Genomic DNA, 16,867 nt, shown 5'->3' with positions numbered 1-16,867 from the left:
GAGGATCACCGCCGATGCCGAGCAGAGTGTATGACTGCCTGGACCCACAGGGCCGCAAGAAAGGGATTGAAGCCGCAGCAGCCGCCGTTAAGGCTGGTCAATGTGTGGTGCTGCCCACCGATACCGTGTATGGAATTGGTGCGGACGCATTCAACCCGGATGCCTGCGCCAAGTTGCTAGCCACGAAGCGACGTGGACCGGACATGCCGATTCCGGTGCTCGTGGGCTCGTGGACCACGATTCAGGGTCTGGTGCGTGAATTCACGGACACCGCGAAAACCCTCGTCGAGGCGTTCTGGCCAGGTGGCCTGTCCATCGTGGTGCCGGAAGCTCCGTCCCTGCCATGGAACTTGGGTGATACCCGCGGCACCGTCCTTCTGCGTATGCCGCTGCAGCCGGTTGCTATTGAGCTGCTGCGTGAAGTCGGCCCGATGGCTGTGTCGAGCGCGAACATCTCCGGCCAGCCACCTGCGGTGACCGCTGTGGGTGCGCGCAATCAGTTCGGTGAAGCCGTGCAGACGTACCTTGACGGCGGCCAAGCGGAGGTGGGGGAGCCCTCCACCATCATTGATATTTCCGGACCTCGTCCTGTGATTCTGCGTGAAGGTGCTATCTCCCCGGAACGCATTGGTGAAGTGCTGGGCATTGACCCGGAGGATCTGCGGCGGAAGGACCGCTAACCTATGACGGGAACTGGCGTCCCCCTGCGCGAGCTGGGTTTGGTCATTCTGGTCGCGGCCGTGATCACCTACCTGGCTACTGGACCTGTGCGCTCCTATCTCGTGCGCACCGGCCGTGTCGCAGAGATCCGTGCGCGTGATGTACACACGCAACCCACCCCAAGTTTGGGTGGCGTGGCCATGTTCACGGGCTTCTTATCCGCTGTCTTCCTAGCGTTGCAACTGCCTGCGCTCACCCGCGGTTTCGCCCCCGTCACACCTGAGATGACAGCGGTTGTCGTGGGTGCCTTCCTCATCGTGGTCGTGGGCATTATTGACGATCTCTATGAACTCGGCGCGTTAGCCAAATTCGCTGGGCAGGTGTTGGCGGCCCTCACTGTCTCCGTGATGGGCCTGTCCTACAACATCATTTTTTTGCCTATCGACGGTGGCACCACCCTCATCCTCGACCGCACCCAGGGCATCATCCTGTCCACGCTCATCACAGTGACCTTGGTGAATGCCTTCAACTTTGTCGACGGTATCGATGGGTTGTGCGCCGGGCTGGGGCTTATCGCCGGTGGCGCGATCTTGCTGTTTTCTCTGACGCTGCTCCATGACCAAGGTGGGGCAGTCTCCGCCTACCCGCCTGCAATCATCTGCGCCGGAATGGTGGGAATGTGTGCAGGCATCCTGCCACACAACTTTGAACCCGCCCGAATATTCATGGGGGATACCGGCGCCATGCTCATTGGTCTGCTGCTGTCCGCCGCTTCCATTTCGGCTTCCGGCAAGATCAACATGGCCCTGTACGGCACGGCAGACTTCGTCGCTTTGATCAGCCCCTTCATTGTTGTCCTCGCGGCGATTGCACTACCGGTGGCTGATCTCATCATGGCGGTAGTTAGGCGTGTCTCCCAGGGGAAAAGCCCCTTTTCGGCCGACCGGCAGCACATCCACCACCGGTTGCTTGCCCTCGGTCACACTCACCGTCGCACGGTCCTAGTGCTGTACATGTGGGTCTCCGCCATTGGCTTTGGTGCGGTGAGCTTCTCCATCATTCCCGCGCGCTACGCCGCCATGGTGCTCATCGTGGCGGTTGTGCTTGCAGCAGCCGCCACGGCTGTGCCAGTGCTTCAGGGCAAGATCGGCCCCGTCAGTCCAGATAGGTAGAATCTGTGCCCGTGACTTCCTCAACCACCCCCGCATCCAATCCCGCTGACTTCGACGACCCGCAGGCGCCCCTCAAGCGCGCCCTTAAGCTCGGTGGCTGGGCGCTTGTTGTTCTCACCATCGTCTCTCTGGCTATCTGGGGTGGGATGCGGGATTTGCCCGGTATTTGGGGCGTGCTCATTGGCGCCGCAATCGGTGGCGGATTCGTTCTTCTTACGGTGATTTCGGTGTTGGCTACAGCGAATACGACACCAAGCACCACGATGGCTGTCGTGCTGGGAAGCTGGATGCTCAAGCTCGTCGTGCTGATCGCGGTGCTCTTTGTACTGCGCGGCATGGATTTTTACGACACTGCTGCGCTCGGCGTGACTGTCATCCTGGCGCTCATCGTTGTTTTGGGCTCTGAAGTCTGGGGCATCATGACCACGCGCGCCACCTACGTGGGGTAGGACGCGGGATAGCTGGGGTAGGATGCGGGCGTCTTTTTCTCTCCCCCTGTTGGGCTCCTGTGACTGAGCTAACAAACCCCTTTGACCAGTCTGAATGCGTCTTAATTGCTTAGTGCCCACTTTCGGGTGCGACAAGCTCCCCCCAACATGCCCGATTATGTCGAACGGCTGATAGGCTAATCGCGGGTTAGAAGGAGAGAGCTACACCTTTTGGGGTTATCCGCCCGCTTCTTCTAGATCATCCCCTGCACCGCGGTAGCTGATGTGCGACGGAGTCCGCCGCGGATGGCAGATTTTGAAGACGTCCATCGCACCGCACATGAAAATTGTGCGGCCCGAGAACGGGAGAGAACGCTGAGCGTTGCAACTTTGGCCATGAAGGGTAGCTTCCACGCACCCGAACTGGACCCAGAATTTTTCCCGGGGCAATACTACGGCCAAATGCTGGGGGAGGACTTCCTCGGCGGTTGGTTCGCGCTGGACCGCATCATGATTGTGCGCCTGGTTATGGCGCTCATCCTTGTGGTTCTTTTTGCAATCGCCTTCCGGAACCCCAAGCTGGTTCCGTCGGGTCTGCAAAACCTTGGTGAGGTCGCAGTGGACTTCGTCCGTCTGCACATCGCTGAGGACATCTTGGGCAAGAAGGAGGGTCGTCGATTCCTTCCGGTTATCGCCACGATCTTCTTCACAGTGCTTTTCATGAACGTGGCCACGATCATTCCTGGCCTGAACATTTCGCCTAGCTCCCGTATCGGTCTTCCGATCGTGCTGGCAGTGGTCGGGTACATCACCATGATCTACGCGGGCGCAGCCCGTCACGGCTTCGGCAAATACGTGAAGCACTCACTCGTGATTCCTAACTTGCCTCCGGCGCTTCACCTTCTGGTGGTGCCGATCGAGTTCTTCTCGACATTCATTCTGCGACCGGTCACCCTGGCTCTTCGTCTTATGGCGAACTTCCTGGCTGGCCACATCATTCTCGTCCTTCTGTACTCTGCTACGAACTTCTTCTTCTGGCAGCTGAACGCTTGGACGGCACTGAGTGGCATGACCCTGATCGCAGCGATCCTGTTCACCCTGTACGAGTTGATTGTTATCTTCCTGCAGGCGTACATCTTCGCCCTTCTGGTCGCGGTGTACATCGAACTGTCGTTGCACGCAGATTCGCACTAGTCAGGCGCGAACTGACTGACACTGGCCAACTGAATAACCCCACATACACTTTGTCACCGCTCGGGCCTTGACCTAAGGGCCGGGCACCAAGAAAGGGAACGACTTTCCATGAACGAGATCATCCTCGCCCAGGCAGCAGAAGCTACCAAGTACACCGGCCTCGGCACCATCGGCTACGGCATCGCAACCATCGGCCCGGGCCTCGGCATCGGCATCCTCGTCGGCAAGACCGTCGAGGGCATGGCACGTCAGCCGGAGATGGCTGGCCAGCTGCGTACCACCATGTTCCTGGGTATCGCCTTCGTCGAGGCTCTGGCCCTGATCGGCCTGGTCGCTGGCTTCCTGTTCTAAAGAAACTCCTTAACCCAGAAGTTTCATAAAACCATTTAGATCAGGAGCACCGCATGACGAACGTCATCTACCTACTTGCAGCCGAGGGGGCAGAGCAGTTGCCGCTTGAGGGCGGTAACTCCATCCTGCTGCCGAAGGCTTACGACATCGTCTGGTCTCTCGTCGTCTTCCTCGTGATCTTCCTCCTCTTCTGGAAGTTTGTGCTTCCGAAGTTCCAGGAAGTGCTCGCGGAGCGCGAAGACAAGATCAAGGGCGGTATCGAGCGGGCTGAGACCGCACAAGCACAGGCCAAGGCTGCTCTGGAAAAGAACAACGCTCAACTCGCTGAGGCACGCGCCGAAGCTGCTGAGATCCGCGAAGCTGCCCGTCAAAAGGGCAAGGAGATCGAAGCAGAGGCACGCACCAAGGCTGAGGAAGAGTCCCGTCGCATTGTCGAATCCGGTGAGAAGCAGCTGCTGGCCTCGCGTGAGCAGGTCGTCGCAGAGCTTCGCAACGAGCTGGGCCAGAACTCCATCAACCTCGCCGAGGAACTCCTCGGCACCGAGTTGTCGGATTCCACCCGTCGCTCCAACACCATCGACAACTTCCTGAGCCAGCTGGACACCGTGTCCGCACGCTCGGCTACCCGGAAGTGAGGGCGTCGATGAGAGCAGCGAGCCGCGAAGCACTGTCGAATGTCGCGCAGAAACTGGACGCGTTCATCCGCGACACCGACAGCGCTGACACCGTTTCCGTAGCAGCCCAGACCGGCACCGAGCTGTTCCTCGTTGTGGACCAGCTTGAGAAGGACCGCACCCTGCGCGTCGCCGTTGCTGATGCTTCCCTCAAGGAAGAGCAGCGCACCGGGATCATCAGTGAGGTTTTCGGCGGTAAAGTCGCCGAGCCAACGTTGAACATCCTGCGTGAGGCAGCAGCACAGGTCTGGTCCACGCCGCGCGAGTTCCGTGCAGGACTCGTCCACCTGGGCCGTCGCGCACTTCTGCGCGGCGCAGAGAGCGAAGGCAAGTTGGAAACTGTTGAAGAGGAGCTCTTCGCACTTTCCCGCCTCCTCGAGCGCGAAAGCGAACTCACCCAGCTGCTGTCCGACCGCACTGCCACCGCAGACCAGAAGCGATCCCTTCTGGCCAACGTGCTCTACGGCAAGGTGTCTATGTACACCGAAGCCCTGGCGCTCCAGGTGGTGGGTCGTCCCGAGAAGAACCCGGTTGACGATATCGCGGGCATTTCCCGTGAATCGGCCGAGTTGACCGGCAAGACTGTTGCAGAGGTCACCTCTGCTACGGAGCTTTCCGCTTCTCAGCGCGACGCATTGGCAGAAAAGCTAGGCAAGATTTACGGCCGCGAGATGGCTATCCACACTGAGGTTGACCCCAGCCTCCTCGGCGGTGTGACCATCCGCGTTGGCGACGAGCAGATTGACGGCTCCACGCGAGGCAAGCTTGCCCGCCTGCGTGCCGACATGGCTGCCAACACGGCTTACTAGAACAAAAATATGCTGGAAGAATCTACCGAGAGCAGGAAGAACATGGCGGAGCTGACGATCTCCTCCGATGAGATCCGTAGCGCGATAGCGAACTACACCTCGAGCTACTCCGCGGAGGCCTCCCGTGAGGAGGTCGGCGCGGTGACGTCGGCTGCAGATGGTATTGCCCAGGTTTCCGGGCTGCCGGGCTGCATGACCAACGAGCTGCTTGAGTTCCCGAATGGCGTCATTGGCGTCGCTCAGAACCTTGAGACCGACTCCATTGGTGTCGTGGTCTTGGGTAATTTTGAGACGATTTCCGAGGGCGACAAAGTTGTGAGGACCGGAGAGGTCCTGTCCATCCCGGTTGGGGATAACTTCCTCGGCCGCGTGATCAACCCACTGGGTCAGCCGATTGACGGCCTGGGCCCGATCGAGTCCGACGAAGAGCGTGTGCTGGAGCTTCAGGCTGCAGGCGTGCTTGACCGTCAGCCGGTCGAGGAGCCGATGCAGACTGGCATCAAGGCTATTGACGCGATGACCCCGATCGGCCGTGGCCAGCGCCAGCTGATCATTGGTGACCGTAAGACCGGTAAGACCGCGGTCTGCATCGACACCATCCTTAACCAGAGGGCTTTCTGGGAGACCGGCGACAAGAACAAGCAGGTTCGTTGTATCTATGTCGCTATCGGCCAGAAGGGCTCGACCATCGCAGGCGTGCGCCGCACCCTCGAGGAGAACGGCGCTCTGGAGTACACCACCATCGTGGCTGCTCCGGCCTCCGACTCCGCAGGCTTCAAGTGGCTTGCACCGTTCGCTGGTGCAGCACTGGGCCAGCACTGGATGTACCAGGGCAACCACGTCCTGGTTATCTACGATGATCTGACCAAGCAGGCTGAGGCATACCGTGCCATCTCGCTGCTGCTGCGTCGTCCGCCGGGCCGCGAGGCTTACCCGGGTGACGTCTTCTACCTGCACTCCCGCCTGTTGGAGCGTGCAGCGAAGCTGAACGACGAGTTGGGTGCAGGTTCCCTGACCGCACTTCCGATCATCGAGACCAAGGCGAACGACGTCGGTGCCTTTATTCCGACCAACGTCATCTCGATTACGGACGGTCAGTGCTTCCTCCAGTCCGACCTCTTCAACCAGGGTGTGCGCCCGGCTATTGACGTGGGTATCTCCGTGTCCCGTGTCGGTGGCGCAGCGCAGACCAAGGGCATGAAGAAGGTTGCCGGTAACCTGCGTCTGGACCTGGCCGCATACCGCGACCTCGAGTCCTTCGCGGCGTTCGCCTCTGACCTGGATGATGCGTCCAAGCGCCAGCTCGAGCGCGGCCAGCGCCTCGTTGAGCTGCTGAAGCAGTCTGAGAACTCGCCGCAGCCGGTGGAGTTCCAGATCATCTCCATCTTCCTCGCTAACGAGGGCGTCTTCGACTCCGTTCCCGTCGCTGACGTTCGCCGTTACGAGGCAGAGCTCCATGAGTTCATCCGCGCCGAGGCCCCTGAGGTCTACGCGCAGATCGACGGTGGTGCAGCGCTTTCCGACGAGTCCCAGGCAACGCTGCTCAGCGCCAATGAGCGCTTCGCTGCGTCCTTCCAGACCTCCGACGACGAGCACATCGTGCGTGAGCCGGAAGCTGAGGCTTTGGATTCCGATGAGGTGTCCAAGAACAAGCTCACCATTTCTCGCAAGTCGCAGAAGCGTGACTAACCGGAACTCAAACCGGTTAACGCGAAAATTCACACTTTGAAAAGAAACGACTTAAGAGAAGGGAGGAGCACACACCATGGCAACACTTCGCGAATTGCGTGACCGAATCCGGTCAGTCAACTCAACGAAGAAGATCACCAAGGCCCAGGAGCTGATCGCTACTTCGCGCATCACCAAGGCCCAGCAGCGCGTTGCTGCGGCACAGCCGTACGCCAACGAGATGCAGGACGTCATGGAGCGGCTTGCCGCTGCAACATCCCTGGACCACCCGATGCTTCATGAGCGTGAGAATGGCAAGGTCGCCGCAATGCTCGTGGTCACGTCTGACCGCGGCATGGCAGGTGGCTACAACCACAACGTTCTTAAGAAGGCTGCCGAGCTTGAGAAGATGCTCAACGAGTCCGGCTATGACGTAGTCCGCTATGTCACCGGTGGAAAGGGCGTCACCCACTACGACTTCCGTGATCAGGAGATTGCGGGCGCGTGGACTGGGTGGTCCCAGGATCCGTCGTGGGAAGCAACGCACGATGTGCGTCACCACATGATCCACGGCTTCCAGGCAAGCTCCGAAGGCGAAGCAGCGTGGCGTGAAGGCCTGCGTGCACCGGAAGGTCAGCCGGTTATCGGTTTTGATCAGGTGCATGTTGTGTACACGAAGTTCGTATCCATGCTGTCGCAGGAGGCTACTGTCCACCAGCTGCTTCCGATCGAGCCGGTCTTTGAAGACATCGAGTTCGAGCAGGAAGATTTGCTCACCACTTCGGGCTCTGTGCAGCCGGACATGGACTTTGAGCCGGATGCAGAGACTCTGATGGAGCAGCTGCTTCCCGCGTACGTTTCCAGGTCGCTCTACTCGATCTTCTTGGAAGCGTCCGCAGCGGAATCTGCGTCACGTCGTACAGCGATGAAGAACGCAACGGACAACGCAACTGAACTTGCCGGGGAGCTGTCGCGTGAAGCGAACCAGCTCCGTCAGGCGAAGATTACCCAGGAAATCACCGAGATTATCGGCGGCGCTGGCGCGTTGTCCGGTAGCGGAGAAAGTGACTAAATCATGACTACAGCTCAATCTTTTGATGAGCGTAACGACGAGCCGACCGGGGCTGAGGACAACGTCGCAGCCTCCGGTACCGTCGCGAACACCGGTGCTGGCGAAGGCCAGAAGCCGCAGGGTTCGGACAACGGCCGTGTCGTTCGCGTCATCGGCGCAGTCGTCGACGTGGAATTCCCACGCGGCGAACTGCCGGAACTCTACAATGCGCTGCACGTCGAGGTCGAGCTCGAGGCAGTTGCAAAGACCGTGACGCTCGAGGTTGCTCAGTTCCTGAGCGATGGCCTCGTGCGCACCATCGCCATGGCCCCGACCGACGGCCTCGTCCGCGGTGCCAAGGTTGTTGACACCGGTAACCCGATTTCGGTGCCGGTCGGCGACCAGGTCAAGGGCCACGTGTTCAACGCACTCGGCGACTGCCTTGATGATCCTTCCGTGGGCAAGGACGGTGAGCGTTGGGGCATCCACCGCGAGCCGCCTGCCTTCAAGGACCTCGAAGGTAAGACCGAGATCCTCGAGACCGGTATTAAGGTCATTGACCTGCTCACCCCGTACGTGAAGGGCGGCAAGATCGGCCTCTTCGGCGGTGCAGGTGTGGGTAAGACCGTTCTTATTCAGGAGATGATTACCCGTATTGCACGCGAGTTCTCGGGTACGTCGGTCTTCGCCGGCGTCGGTGAGCGTACGCGTGAGGGTACGGACCTCTTCCTCGAGATGGATGACATGGGCGTCCTTCCGGATACCGCCCTTGTCTTCGGCCAGATGGATGAGCCGCCAGGGGTGCGTATGCGCGTCGCCCTGTCTGGTCTGACCATGGCGGAGTACTTCCGCGATGTTCAGAACCAGGACGTGCTGCTGTTCATCGACAACATCTTCCGTTTCACCCAGGCAGGTTCTGAGGTGTCCACGCTGCTCGGCCGTATGCCGTCTGCAGTGGGCTACCAGCCGACCCTGGCTGATGAGATGGGTGTTCTCCAGGAGCGCATTACCTCGACCAAGGGCCGTTCGATTACGTCCCTGCAGGCCGTTTACGTGCCGGCAGATGACTACACCGACCCGGCTCCGGCGACCACGTTCGCTCACCTGGATGCAACCACCGAGCTTTCTCGTTCCATCGCCTCGAAGGGTATTTACCCGGCTGTGGACCCGCTGACCTCGACCTCCCGCATTCTGGAGCCGGGCATTGTCGGCGAGCGCCACTACGAGGTTGCTCAGAAGGTGATTAACATTCTGCAGAAGAACAAGGAGCTGCAGGACATCATCGCCATCCTGGGTATGGACGAGCTCTCTGAGGACGACAAGATCACCGTTATGCGTGCTCGTAAGATCCAGCGCTTCCTCGGCCAGAACTTCTTCGTTGCTAAGAAGTTCACCGGTGACGAAGGTTCTTACGTTCCGCTCGAGGAGACCATTGACGCCTTCGACAAGCTCGCTACCGGTGAGTTTGACCACTACCCGGAGCAGGCCTTCAACAACCTCGGCGGTCTGGATGACGTCGAGGCTGCATACAAGAAGCTGCAAGAGAAGTAGGAGTAGCTCATGGCTGAAATCACCGCGCAACTGGTATCGGTTGACCGCATGCTGTGGAAGGGCGGGGCATCCATTGTCACCGCTCAAACCACCGAAGGTGAGATCGGCGTGCTGCCTGGCCACGAGCCGTTCTTGGGCCAGCTCAAGGATAACGGTGTCGTGACCATCACCCCGACCAGCGGCGACAAGATTGTTGCGGCTGTTCAGGGCGGGTTCGTCTCTGTGACGGGCAACAAGGTCACTATTCTCGCCGACTTTGCTATCTTCGCCGATGAGGTGGATGCTAACGAAGCGTTCGATGAGAATGATCCGACTGCGAAGGCTCGCCACGAAGCCGAGCAGGCGGCCCTGCGTCGTAAGGGCAGCGCCTAGGTTCTCCGGCATTTTCTTTGACCCCCGACTTCCCTGTGTGGGAGGGCGGGGGTCGCTTTTGCTTATCCGCGCCAAAACCCCCAACTTTCGACGGTACAAACCGCGCGTGCGGCTGACTAGAATGCTTCGCTATGAACGTGCTCTGGATCGCTCTTGGCCTTGTCGCGGCAGTCTTCTCCGCGGCGGGATTGTGGCGGTTCGTTGCAGTGCGCAAGACCGGAACTCAGGCGCTCATGCGTGCGCTGCCGGCGGAGAGCGTGCACGGTTGGCGTCATGGCATTGTGCGTTACAGCGGTTCCAGGATGACCTTCTACATGCTGCGCTCTCTGTCCTTTGGGGCAGACGTGGTGCTGAGCCGCAACGCTATTCATGTCACTGGTAGACGTGAGGCCACCGAGACCGAACGGGAGTTTATGCCCGGGGTCGAGGTGGTCTTAATTTTTTCTGCAGACGGGCGCGAGTATGAGTTTGCGTGCGATCAGCACACGGGAATGGCGTTGGTGTCGTGGTTGGAGTCGGCCCCGGATCGTCGTCAAGTGCGCACTGATATGAACGATTTGCACCACCGCGCGTTCCGCACAAACCAGTAGCCCGGCTAGGGTGGAGGCCATGCGTCTTGTTATCGCCCGGTGCTCCGTGGATTATGTTGGTCGGCTTGATGCTCACCTGCCGCTCGCGGACCGCCTGATCATGGTTAAAGCTGATGGCTCTTTGTCTGTTCATGCGGATGATCGTGCCTATAAACCGTTGAATTGGATGACGCCGCCGTGCACGATCACCGAAGAGGCGATCGTGGATGTGGATGGGGAGGACACTGGCGCTGCCTTGTGGGTCGTGGAGAACCCGAAAGGGGAGCAGTTGCGTGTCACCATTGAGGAGATTCACGCGGATGTGACCTATGAGCTCGGTGAGGACCCCGGTTTGATCAAAGACGGCGTGGAAGCGCACCTGCAGGAATTGCTCGCAGATCATATTGAGACGCTCGGTGACGGCTTCACTCTCGTCCGCCGGGAATACCCCACGCCATTGGGGCCGGTGGACATCATGGCGCGCGATGAGAACGGTGCGGCGGTTGCCGTTGAGGTCAAGCGCCGTGGTGGGATTGATGGTGTGGAGCAGCTTACGCGCTACGTGGAGATGCTCAACCGCGATGCGCTGCTGCGTCCGGTTCGTGGCGTGTTTGCGGCACAGGAAATTAAGCCTCAAGCTCGAACCTTGGCGGAAGACCGTGGCATTGAGTGCGTGACGCTCGACTATGACGAGCTGCGTGGCATCGAGTCGAACGAACTCCGCCTGTTCTAGCGATATGCCACGCCGAAATCGCCGAGCCACGGGCAGAGCGCCACGTCCGCTACCACGGGATGGCAGCGCGTACTGGGGCACCCGTGAAGAAGAGGACCCGAGTTGGGCGAACGGGGAGATGTACCTCGTGCGTCAGATGGGGTCAGCCTCCGCCACGAAGTTCTACATCTGCCCGCGCTGCAACCAGAACATTCCGCCTGGTGTTGCGCACGTCGTTGCGTGGCCTCGCGACACGGGTGGGCGCGCTGATGATCGCCACCATTGGCACCGCCACTGTTGGGCCGCGCGCTAAGAAGACTCGGCGAGCCTTAGCGCATGCGGTAGTACTGCACGCTCATCGCCGGGATGTGGAACACGGCGGACTGCTCGAAGCTGTCCCAGGAGGTGTCCTCCGTGCCCACGACATCAGCCAATGGGTTGCCGGCACCCTGGTAGCGCTCGTCATCAGTGTTGAGCACGAGCTCCCATTCGCCAGCGCGTGGCAGGCCAAGGCGGTAGTCCACCTGCGAGTTGCCGGAGAGGTTGATCACCGTGAGCAGTGGCGTGCCATCAGCGCCCCAGCGGATGTAGGCGAGGATGTTGTTCTGTGAGTCATCGCCCTTGATCCACTGGAAGCCCATCGGGGTGTTGTCCTGGCTGTAGAGCGCAGGGGTGTCCCGGTAGAAGTGGTTGAGATCGCGCACGAGGCTGCGGATGCCGTGGTGGTATTCGCTGTCCCACCCTTCGAGGTTGTCCCAGTTGATGGAGCCAGCTTCAGCCCATTCGGTAGTTTGGCCGAACTCGCAGCCCATGAACATGAGTTGCTTGCCGGGGTGGGAGAACATGTACGCAAACAGGGTGCGTACACCGGCGGCTTTATTCCAGGCATCACCGGGCATACGGGACCACAGGGAGCCCTTGCCGTGGACGACTTCATCGTGGCTGAACGGCAGCACGTACTTCTCAGAGAAGGCGTAGACCAGCGAGAAGGTGATCTCATTGTGATGGTAGGAGCGGTGCACCGGATCTTCGGAGAAGTACCGGAGGGTGTCATTCATCCAGCCCATGTTCCACTTGAGGGAGAAACCAAGGCCGTCAGCAGATGTGAGTGCAGTGACGCCGGGCCACGCGGTGGATTCCTCCGCGATGGTCACAATCCCCGGGTGCTCGCGGTGCACGGTCGCGTTGAATTCCTGGAGGAACTGAACCGCATCAAGGTTTTCGCGCCCTCCGAATTGGTTGGGCACCCACTCGCCGGGTTGGCGTGAGTAGTCCAGGTAGAGCATGGAGGCCACCGCGTCGACGCGCAGTCCATCCAAGTGGTATTCCTCGAGCCAGTACAGGGCGTTGGCCACGAGGAAGTTGCGTACTTCGTTGCGCCCGAAGTCGAAGACGTAAGTGCCCCAATCCTTTTGTTCACCACGGCGCCAGTCGGGGTGTTCGTAGAGGGCGGTGCCGTCAAAACGTGCGAGTGCCCAGTCGTCTTTGGGGAAGTGCGCGGGAACCCAGTCGACGATGACACCGATGCCGGCCTGGTGCAGCGTATCCACGAGGAATTTGAAGTCTTCCGGGGAGCCCCAGCGTGCGGTGGGGGCATAGTAGCCGGTGACCTGGTAGCCCCAGGAGCCGCCGAAGGGGTGCTCGGCAACGGGGAGGAATTCGACGTGGGTGTAGCCGTGTTCGACGAGGTACGGCACGAGTTCTTCCGCGAGCTCACGGTAGCCGTAGCCGACGCGCCACGAGCCGATGTGGACCTCGTAGATGCTCATGGGCGAATTCGTGGCGTCGATCCCTGGGCGTGCAGCCATCCATTCGTGGTCGGACCAGGAGTACTCTTCGCCGCCCGCGACCACAGAGACGGTTTCCGGTGGGTTCTTCGTTTGCTTCGCCATCGGGTCCGCCTTATCGACGACCCGTCCATCCGCCCCCTGCACCTTAAACTTGTACTCCGTCCCCGGGCCGATGCCAGGGATGAAGATTTCCCACACGCCGGTCGAACCGAGCGTGCGCATGGGGTACTGGTTGGGGTTCCAATTGCAGAACTCACCGACAACAGCAACGCCCTTAGCGTTGGGAGCCCACACAGCGAAAGAGGTGCCGGAGACCTGCCCCATGGATGTGGTGTAGGTGTGGCTGTTGGCGCCCAGGACTTCCCACAGGCGCTCGTGGCGGCCCTCACCGATGAGATGCAAGTCGAAGGAGCTCAAAGTGGGCAGGAAGTGGTACGGGTCAGCGATAACAACTGGGTCGCCCTCCGGGTAGGTCACCTGGAAGCGGTAATCAGGCGTGAGTTCATCCTCAAGCCCGATGACCCAAATATCATCCCCGATGGGGGTCATGGGCAGGCCCTGATTGTGGATGAGCACCTCAACGTGTGTGGCGCCGAGGATGCGAGTGCGGATCACGGAGCCCGTCGGTGTTGCGTGCCACCCATAGAAATCATGCGGGGCGTGGTGCTGGCATTGCACGAGGCGCTCGCGGTCGGCGTCGGGGATCAGCAGGGCGGGGTCGAGGTCAGTCATGTCGGAATGTTTCCTTTCGGGCACTATTGTTGGCCCATCCTACGGGCGGTAGTCCTCATCGGCGAGGTGTCGGAAGGCGAGTGGGGTGCGCAAGGTTTCGTCGATAAGCGGGAGGCGGAAGATGTGCGCGACATTTTCCACGGGGCTCAACCGGATGTAATTGCGCATGCTCCATTCGTATTCGGCGCCGGTGACCATGTCGTGGACGGTGAAGGAAGCGGCGGGCGAGAGACCGAGGGCTTCCATGTTGAGCGTGATCATGCCCTCTTGCGTGTAGGTGGGGTCGAGATTGACCACGGTGAGCACGCTGTCGCCGGTGACCGGATCGAATTTGGAGTACGCGATGAGCTGCTCATTGTCCACGGTGTGGAACGTGAGGTTGCGCAGCTGCTGGAAGGCGGGGTGATCGCGGCGGATGCGGTTGAGCAGCGTGATGTACGGCTCGAGGGAATCGCCGTTGTCCAGTGCGCCTTGGTAGTCGCGCGGTCGGAGCTGGTACTTCTCAGAGTCGAGGTATTCCTCACTACCGGGAGCGACGGGCTCGTGTTCGTAGAGCTCAAAGCCGGAGTACATGCCCCACAGCGGACTGAGCGTGGCAGCGAGGGTGGCGCGGAGAGCAAAGGCGGCGCGGTTCCCGGTTTGGATGAACGCGTGGAGGATATCCGGGGTATTCACCCAGAAGGATGGCCGGCAGATGTCCGCCTCACGCACACAGTCCAACGCGAAGCCCGTGAGTTCCTTCTTTGTGGTCTTCCACGGGAAGTAGGTGTAGGACTGTGAGAATCCGGCCTTGGCCAGACCCAACAGACGCGCCGGACGGGTGAAAGCCTCGGCGAGGAAGATGACTTCCGGGTGTGTTTCGTGGACTTTTGCGATGAGCCAGTGCCAGAAATTCGCGGGCTTGGTATGCGGATTGTCCACGCGGAAAGTGGTAATACCCAGCTCAACCCAGTGCATGACCACGCGGTAGATCTCCTTATAGATCTTCTTCGGCGCGTTATCAAAGTTGATGGGGTAGATGTCCTGGTACTTCTTTGGCGGGTTCTCGGCGTACGCGATGGTGCCGTCCGGCAGCACGGTGAAGAACTCAGGATGTGTCTTGGCCCACGGGTGATCCGGGGCTGCCTGCAGCGCGAGATCTAGGGCGACTTCCAAGCCGAGCTCCTGGGCACGTGCGATGAGTGCACGGAGGTCTTTCTCCGTCCCTAATTCGGGGTGAATCGCGTCGTGCCCGCCTTCAGCGGAGCCGATGGCCCACGGCGAACCAACGTCGCCCTCTTCCGCCACGAGAGTGTTATTCGGCCCCTTGCGGTTGAGCGTGCCAATCGGGTGGATCGGCGGGAAGTAGACCGTGTCGAAGCCCATAGCAGCCACGCGTGGAAGCGCCTCAGCGGTTGTGGAAAAGGTACCGTGCACCGGGTGGCCTTCTGCGTCCCAGCCACCCGTCGAGCGTGGGAAGAGCTCATACCAGGAGCTAAACAGGGCCTTTCGCCTTTCGACGTTCACCGCACACTCCGGCCCCTCCGTCACCAATTCGCGCAGAGGCTGAGCAGCAAGAGCCGCCGCAACCTCATGGGACAAGGCGGGTGCAAGACGGTCGCGCAGCGGGGCCTCGGCCTCCAAAGCCTTGGCCGCCGAACGCAGGAGAGCACTGTCCGCAGAGCCTTTAGCAGCGCGGTTGAGCAGCTCCGCACCGTGGATCAAGTCATTGTCCATCTCTACTGCGCTCTGTCCGGCAGCAGACTTCTTGGTCACAGCATTGCGCCAGGTGGCAATCGGGTCCGACCATGCTTCCACATGGAAGCGCCACTGGCCGGGGCTATCCGGGGTAAACACAGCGTGGCAGTAGTCGGGGCGGTACTCTTCCGCGGTCATGGGAAGGTTAAACGTGCGCCCATCGGGGGACGTGACCACAACCGTGGCGGAAATCGCATCATGTCCTTCGCGCCAGATAAGCGCGGAGATCGGCACAACCTCCCCAACCACAGCTTTCGTGGGTACGGCACCGTCGGTGGTGCGGGGCCTTACGTCATCGATTCCAAGTCGGCCAATCGCCATTTATGTCACCTCGTCCGGTTCGGTGTTGCCGTCGCGCCACTAACCGTTTCACAGCAGGGCAGAAGTCCACACCCAGCCTAGCGGAGGACGGCGCGCCGAGTCGGGGCACCGAAAGAGGAAAAAATGCGCCACAATGGTGGGCGTGACTAATGCACCGACAAACCATTCTGATCTTGCGCCGACCAACCCTGACCTTCTCATCGACTTTCGGGGGGTGGAGTTCCGTCGCGGGGGACACACACTGGTGGCGCCCGTTGACTGGCAAGTGGAGCTGGATGAACGCTGGGTGGTCATCGGCCCGAACGGTGCAGGTAAAACCACGTTGATCCGGATTGCCTCGGCGCAGGAATTCCCGTCGGAGGGCACGGCCTTCGTGTTGGGGGAGCAGCTGGGCAAGACAGATATGCGGGATCTGCGTGCGGTGATCGGCATGACTACGACGTCACTGGCGGACCGTGTGCCGGGCGATGAGATCGTCGAGGACGTGGTCATCTCCGGCGGCTATGCCGTCGTTGGTCGCTGGCGTGAGGAATATGAGGACGTAGACGTGGAGCAGGTCTACGAATCCCTCGAGCAGGTTGGGGGCCTTCATCTGCTGGGCCGTCGCTGGGGCACACTATCCGATGGTGAGAAAAAGCGCGTGCTCATCGCCCGCGCCATCATGGTCAACCCAGAGCTGCTCATCATGGACGAGCCGGGTGCTGGTTTGGATCTCGGCGGCCGCGAGGACCTCGTGGGGTATCTCAGCGATCTCGCGCTCGACCCGGATGCGCCCGCCATTGTCATGATCACGCACCATGTAGAGGAAATTCCCTACGGGTTTACGCACGCCATGCTGCTGGATGAAGGTTCCGTGGTCGCACAAGGCCTTATCGACGATGTATTGACCAGTGAAAACCTGACCAAGGCGTACCACCAGCCGATTAAGATCACCAAAGAAGACAATCGCTTCTTCGCCCGTAGGGAAACCCGAGGGGGCGCGCACCGCGTTTGATCTTCCAACGAAGATCAAACGGGGATAAGGAATCAAACGGAGATCAAAAGGAATCAAACGGGTAGAAGCAGGAAGAGGAAAG

Annotated in this window: 17 protein-coding genes; 15 read left to right on the top strand and 2 right to left on the bottom strand. The window is 60.3% G+C overall.

Features of this window, described 5'->3' with window-relative positions:
• The first annotated feature begins 14 nt into the window (after positions 1 to 14).
• The 14 genes from QP994_RS06245 to QP994_RS06180 all read left to right on the top strand — a co-directional run bounded on the left by QP994_RS06245 (position 15) and on the right by QP994_RS06180 (position 11,524).
• On the top strand, positions 15 to 680 hold the full coding sequence (locus tag QP994_RS06245; RefSeq protein WP_284855013.1) for an L-threonylcarbamoyladenylate synthase: 666 nt from the start codon (positions 15 to 17) through the stop codon (positions 678 to 680).
• A 3-nt stretch (positions 681 to 683) separates the two neighbouring features.
• The gene (locus tag QP994_RS06240) at positions 684 to 1,832 is read left to right on the top strand and encodes an MraY family glycosyltransferase (protein WP_284865740.1); all 1,149 of its coding nucleotides are present in this window, start codon (positions 684 to 686) and stop codon (positions 1,830 to 1,832) included.
• An 11-nt stretch (positions 1,833 to 1,843) separates the two neighbouring features.
• Positions 1,844 to 2,281 carry a Cg1360 family ATP-synthase-associated protein gene (locus tag QP994_RS06235; RefSeq protein WP_284855011.1) on the top strand — a complete coding sequence of 146 codons (438 nt, stop codon included), beginning with the start codon at positions 1,844 to 1,846 and terminating at the stop codon, positions 2,279 to 2,281.
• Positions 2,282 to 2,656: 375 nt separating this feature from the next.
• Positions 2,657 to 3,454: a F0F1 ATP synthase subunit A gene (gene atpB, locus QP994_RS06230; RefSeq protein ID WP_284855010.1), complete on the top strand. Its 798-nt coding sequence runs from the start codon at positions 2,657 to 2,659 to the stop codon at positions 3,452 to 3,454.
• 108 nt (positions 3,455 to 3,562) lie between these two features.
• Positions 3,563 to 3,805, top strand: a complete 243-nt coding sequence (locus tag QP994_RS06225; protein WP_034664082.1) for an ATP synthase F0 subunit C — start codon at positions 3,563 to 3,565, stop codon at positions 3,803 to 3,805.
• A gap of 53 nt (positions 3,806 to 3,858) precedes the next feature.
• Positions 3,859 to 4,440, top strand: coding sequence for a F0F1 ATP synthase subunit B (locus QP994_RS06220; protein WP_284865739.1), 582 nt, complete (start codon positions 3,859 to 3,861; stop codon positions 4,438 to 4,440).
• 8 nt (positions 4,441 to 4,448) lie between these two features.
• Entirely contained in the window at positions 4,449 to 5,288 is an 840-nt protein-coding gene (locus QP994_RS06215) for a F0F1 ATP synthase subunit delta (protein ID WP_284855008.1), read from the top strand.
• Positions 5,289 to 5,297: 9 nt separating this feature from the next.
• Positions 5,298 to 6,977: a F0F1 ATP synthase subunit alpha gene (gene atpA, locus QP994_RS06210; RefSeq protein WP_284855007.1), complete on the top strand. Its 1,680-nt coding sequence runs from the start codon at positions 5,298 to 5,300 to the stop codon at positions 6,975 to 6,977.
• A gap of 76 nt (positions 6,978 to 7,053) precedes the next feature.
• Entirely contained in the window at positions 7,054 to 8,028 is a 975-nt protein-coding gene (locus QP994_RS06205; RefSeq protein ID WP_284855006.1) for a F0F1 ATP synthase subunit gamma, read from the top strand.
• Positions 8,029 to 8,031: 3 nt separating this feature from the next.
• Complete coding sequence (gene atpD, locus QP994_RS06200) at positions 8,032 to 9,558, top strand: F0F1 ATP synthase subunit beta (protein WP_102723766.1); 1,527 nt, start codon at positions 8,032 to 8,034, stop codon at positions 9,556 to 9,558.
• 9 nt (positions 9,559 to 9,567) lie between these two features.
• A complete protein-coding gene (locus tag QP994_RS06195) occupies positions 9,568 to 9,930 on the top strand; it encodes a F0F1 ATP synthase subunit epsilon (RefSeq protein WP_284855005.1) in 363 nt (120 codons plus the stop codon).
• A 131-nt stretch (positions 9,931 to 10,061) separates the two neighbouring features.
• Positions 10,062 to 10,520 carry a DUF2550 domain-containing protein gene (locus QP994_RS06190; protein WP_284855004.1) on the top strand — a complete coding sequence of 153 codons (459 nt, stop codon included), beginning with the start codon at positions 10,062 to 10,064 and terminating at the stop codon, positions 10,518 to 10,520.
• A gap of 19 nt (positions 10,521 to 10,539) precedes the next feature.
• Positions 10,540 to 11,232 carry an endonuclease NucS gene (nucS, locus tag QP994_RS06185; protein WP_284855003.1) on the top strand — a complete coding sequence of 231 codons (693 nt, stop codon included), beginning with the start codon at positions 10,540 to 10,542 and terminating at the stop codon, positions 11,230 to 11,232.
• Between the two features lie 4 nt (positions 11,233 to 11,236).
• A complete protein-coding gene (locus QP994_RS06180; RefSeq protein WP_284865738.1) occupies positions 11,237 to 11,524 on the top strand; it encodes an Rv1322 family protein in 288 nt (95 codons plus the stop codon).
• 16 nt (positions 11,525 to 11,540) lie between these two features.
• Here QP994_RS06180 and glgB read toward each other — a convergent pair whose 3' ends face one another.
• Positions 11,541 to 13,733, bottom strand: a complete 2,193-nt coding sequence (gene glgB, locus QP994_RS06175) for a 1,4-alpha-glucan branching protein GlgB (protein WP_284865737.1) — start codon at positions 13,731 to 13,733, stop codon at positions 11,541 to 11,543.
• A 39-nt stretch (positions 13,734 to 13,772) separates the two neighbouring features.
• On the bottom strand, positions 13,773 to 15,791 hold the full coding sequence (locus QP994_RS06170; RefSeq protein ID WP_284865736.1) for a maltotransferase domain-containing protein: 2,019 nt from the start codon (positions 15,789 to 15,791) through the stop codon (positions 13,773 to 13,775).
• A 133-nt stretch (positions 15,792 to 15,924) separates the two neighbouring features.
• Here QP994_RS06170 and QP994_RS06165 point away from each other — a divergent pair, with 133 nt between their 5' ends.
• Entirely contained in the window at positions 15,925 to 16,785 is an 861-nt protein-coding gene (locus QP994_RS06165; RefSeq protein ID WP_502870016.1) for an ABC transporter ATP-binding protein, read from the top strand.
• The last annotated feature ends 82 nt before the right edge of the window (positions 16,786 to 16,867 follow it).

Source organism: Corynebacterium sp. MSK044, from assembly GCF_030232825.1.
Lineage (GTDB): Bacteria > Actinomycetota > Actinomycetes > Mycobacteriales > Mycobacteriaceae > Corynebacterium.
The sequence above is the reverse complement of the archived record's forward strand: the minus strand, read 5'-3'. Positions and strand labels throughout refer to the sequence as shown.

Bases quoted from the DNA above. Each gene is read 5' to 3' on its own strand.
- atpA (WP_284855007.1), top strand. From the start codon at position 5,298: ATGCTGGAAGAATCTACCGAGAGCAGGAAGAACATGGCGGAGCTGACG.
- QP994_RS06180 (WP_284865738.1), top strand. From the start codon at position 11,237: ATGCCACGCCGAAATCGCCGAGCCACGGGCAGAGCGCCACGTCCGCTA.
- QP994_RS06205 (WP_284855006.1), top strand. From the start codon at position 7,054: ATGGCAACACTTCGCGAATTGCGTGACCGAATCCGGTCAGTCAACTCA.
- QP994_RS06245 (WP_284855013.1), top strand. From the start codon at position 15: ATGCCGAGCAGAGTGTATGACTGCCTGGACCCACAGGGCCGCAAGAAA.
- glgB (WP_284865737.1), bottom strand. From the start codon at position 13,733: ATGACTGACCTCGACCCCGCCCTGCTGATCCCCGACGCCGACCGCGAG.
- nucS (WP_284855003.1), top strand. From the start codon at position 10,540: ATGCGTCTTGTTATCGCCCGGTGCTCCGTGGATTATGTTGGTCGGCTT.
- QP994_RS06165 (WP_502870016.1), top strand. From the start codon at position 15,925: ATGGTGGGCGTGACTAATGCACCGACAAACCATTCTGATCTTGCGCCG.
- QP994_RS06220 (WP_284865739.1), top strand. From the start codon at position 3,859: ATGACGAACGTCATCTACCTACTTGCAGCCGAGGGGGCAGAGCAGTTG.
- QP994_RS06195 (WP_284855005.1), top strand. From the start codon at position 9,568: ATGGCTGAAATCACCGCGCAACTGGTATCGGTTGACCGCATGCTGTGG.
- QP994_RS06170 (WP_284865736.1), bottom strand. From the start codon at position 15,791: ATGGCGATTGGCCGACTTGGAATCGATGACGTAAGGCCCCGCACCACC.
- QP994_RS06215 (WP_284855008.1), top strand. From the start codon at position 4,449: ATGAGAGCAGCGAGCCGCGAAGCACTGTCGAATGTCGCGCAGAAACTG.
- atpD (WP_102723766.1), top strand. From the start codon at position 8,032: ATGACTACAGCTCAATCTTTTGATGAGCGTAACGACGAGCCGACCGGG.
- QP994_RS06190 (WP_284855004.1), top strand. From the start codon at position 10,062: ATGAACGTGCTCTGGATCGCTCTTGGCCTTGTCGCGGCAGTCTTCTCC.
- QP994_RS06240 (WP_284865740.1), top strand. From the start codon at position 684: ATGACGGGAACTGGCGTCCCCCTGCGCGAGCTGGGTTTGGTCATTCTG.
- atpB (WP_284855010.1), top strand. From the start codon at position 2,657: ATGAAGGGTAGCTTCCACGCACCCGAACTGGACCCAGAATTTTTCCCG.
- QP994_RS06225 (WP_034664082.1), top strand. From the start codon at position 3,563: ATGAACGAGATCATCCTCGCCCAGGCAGCAGAAGCTACCAAGTACACC.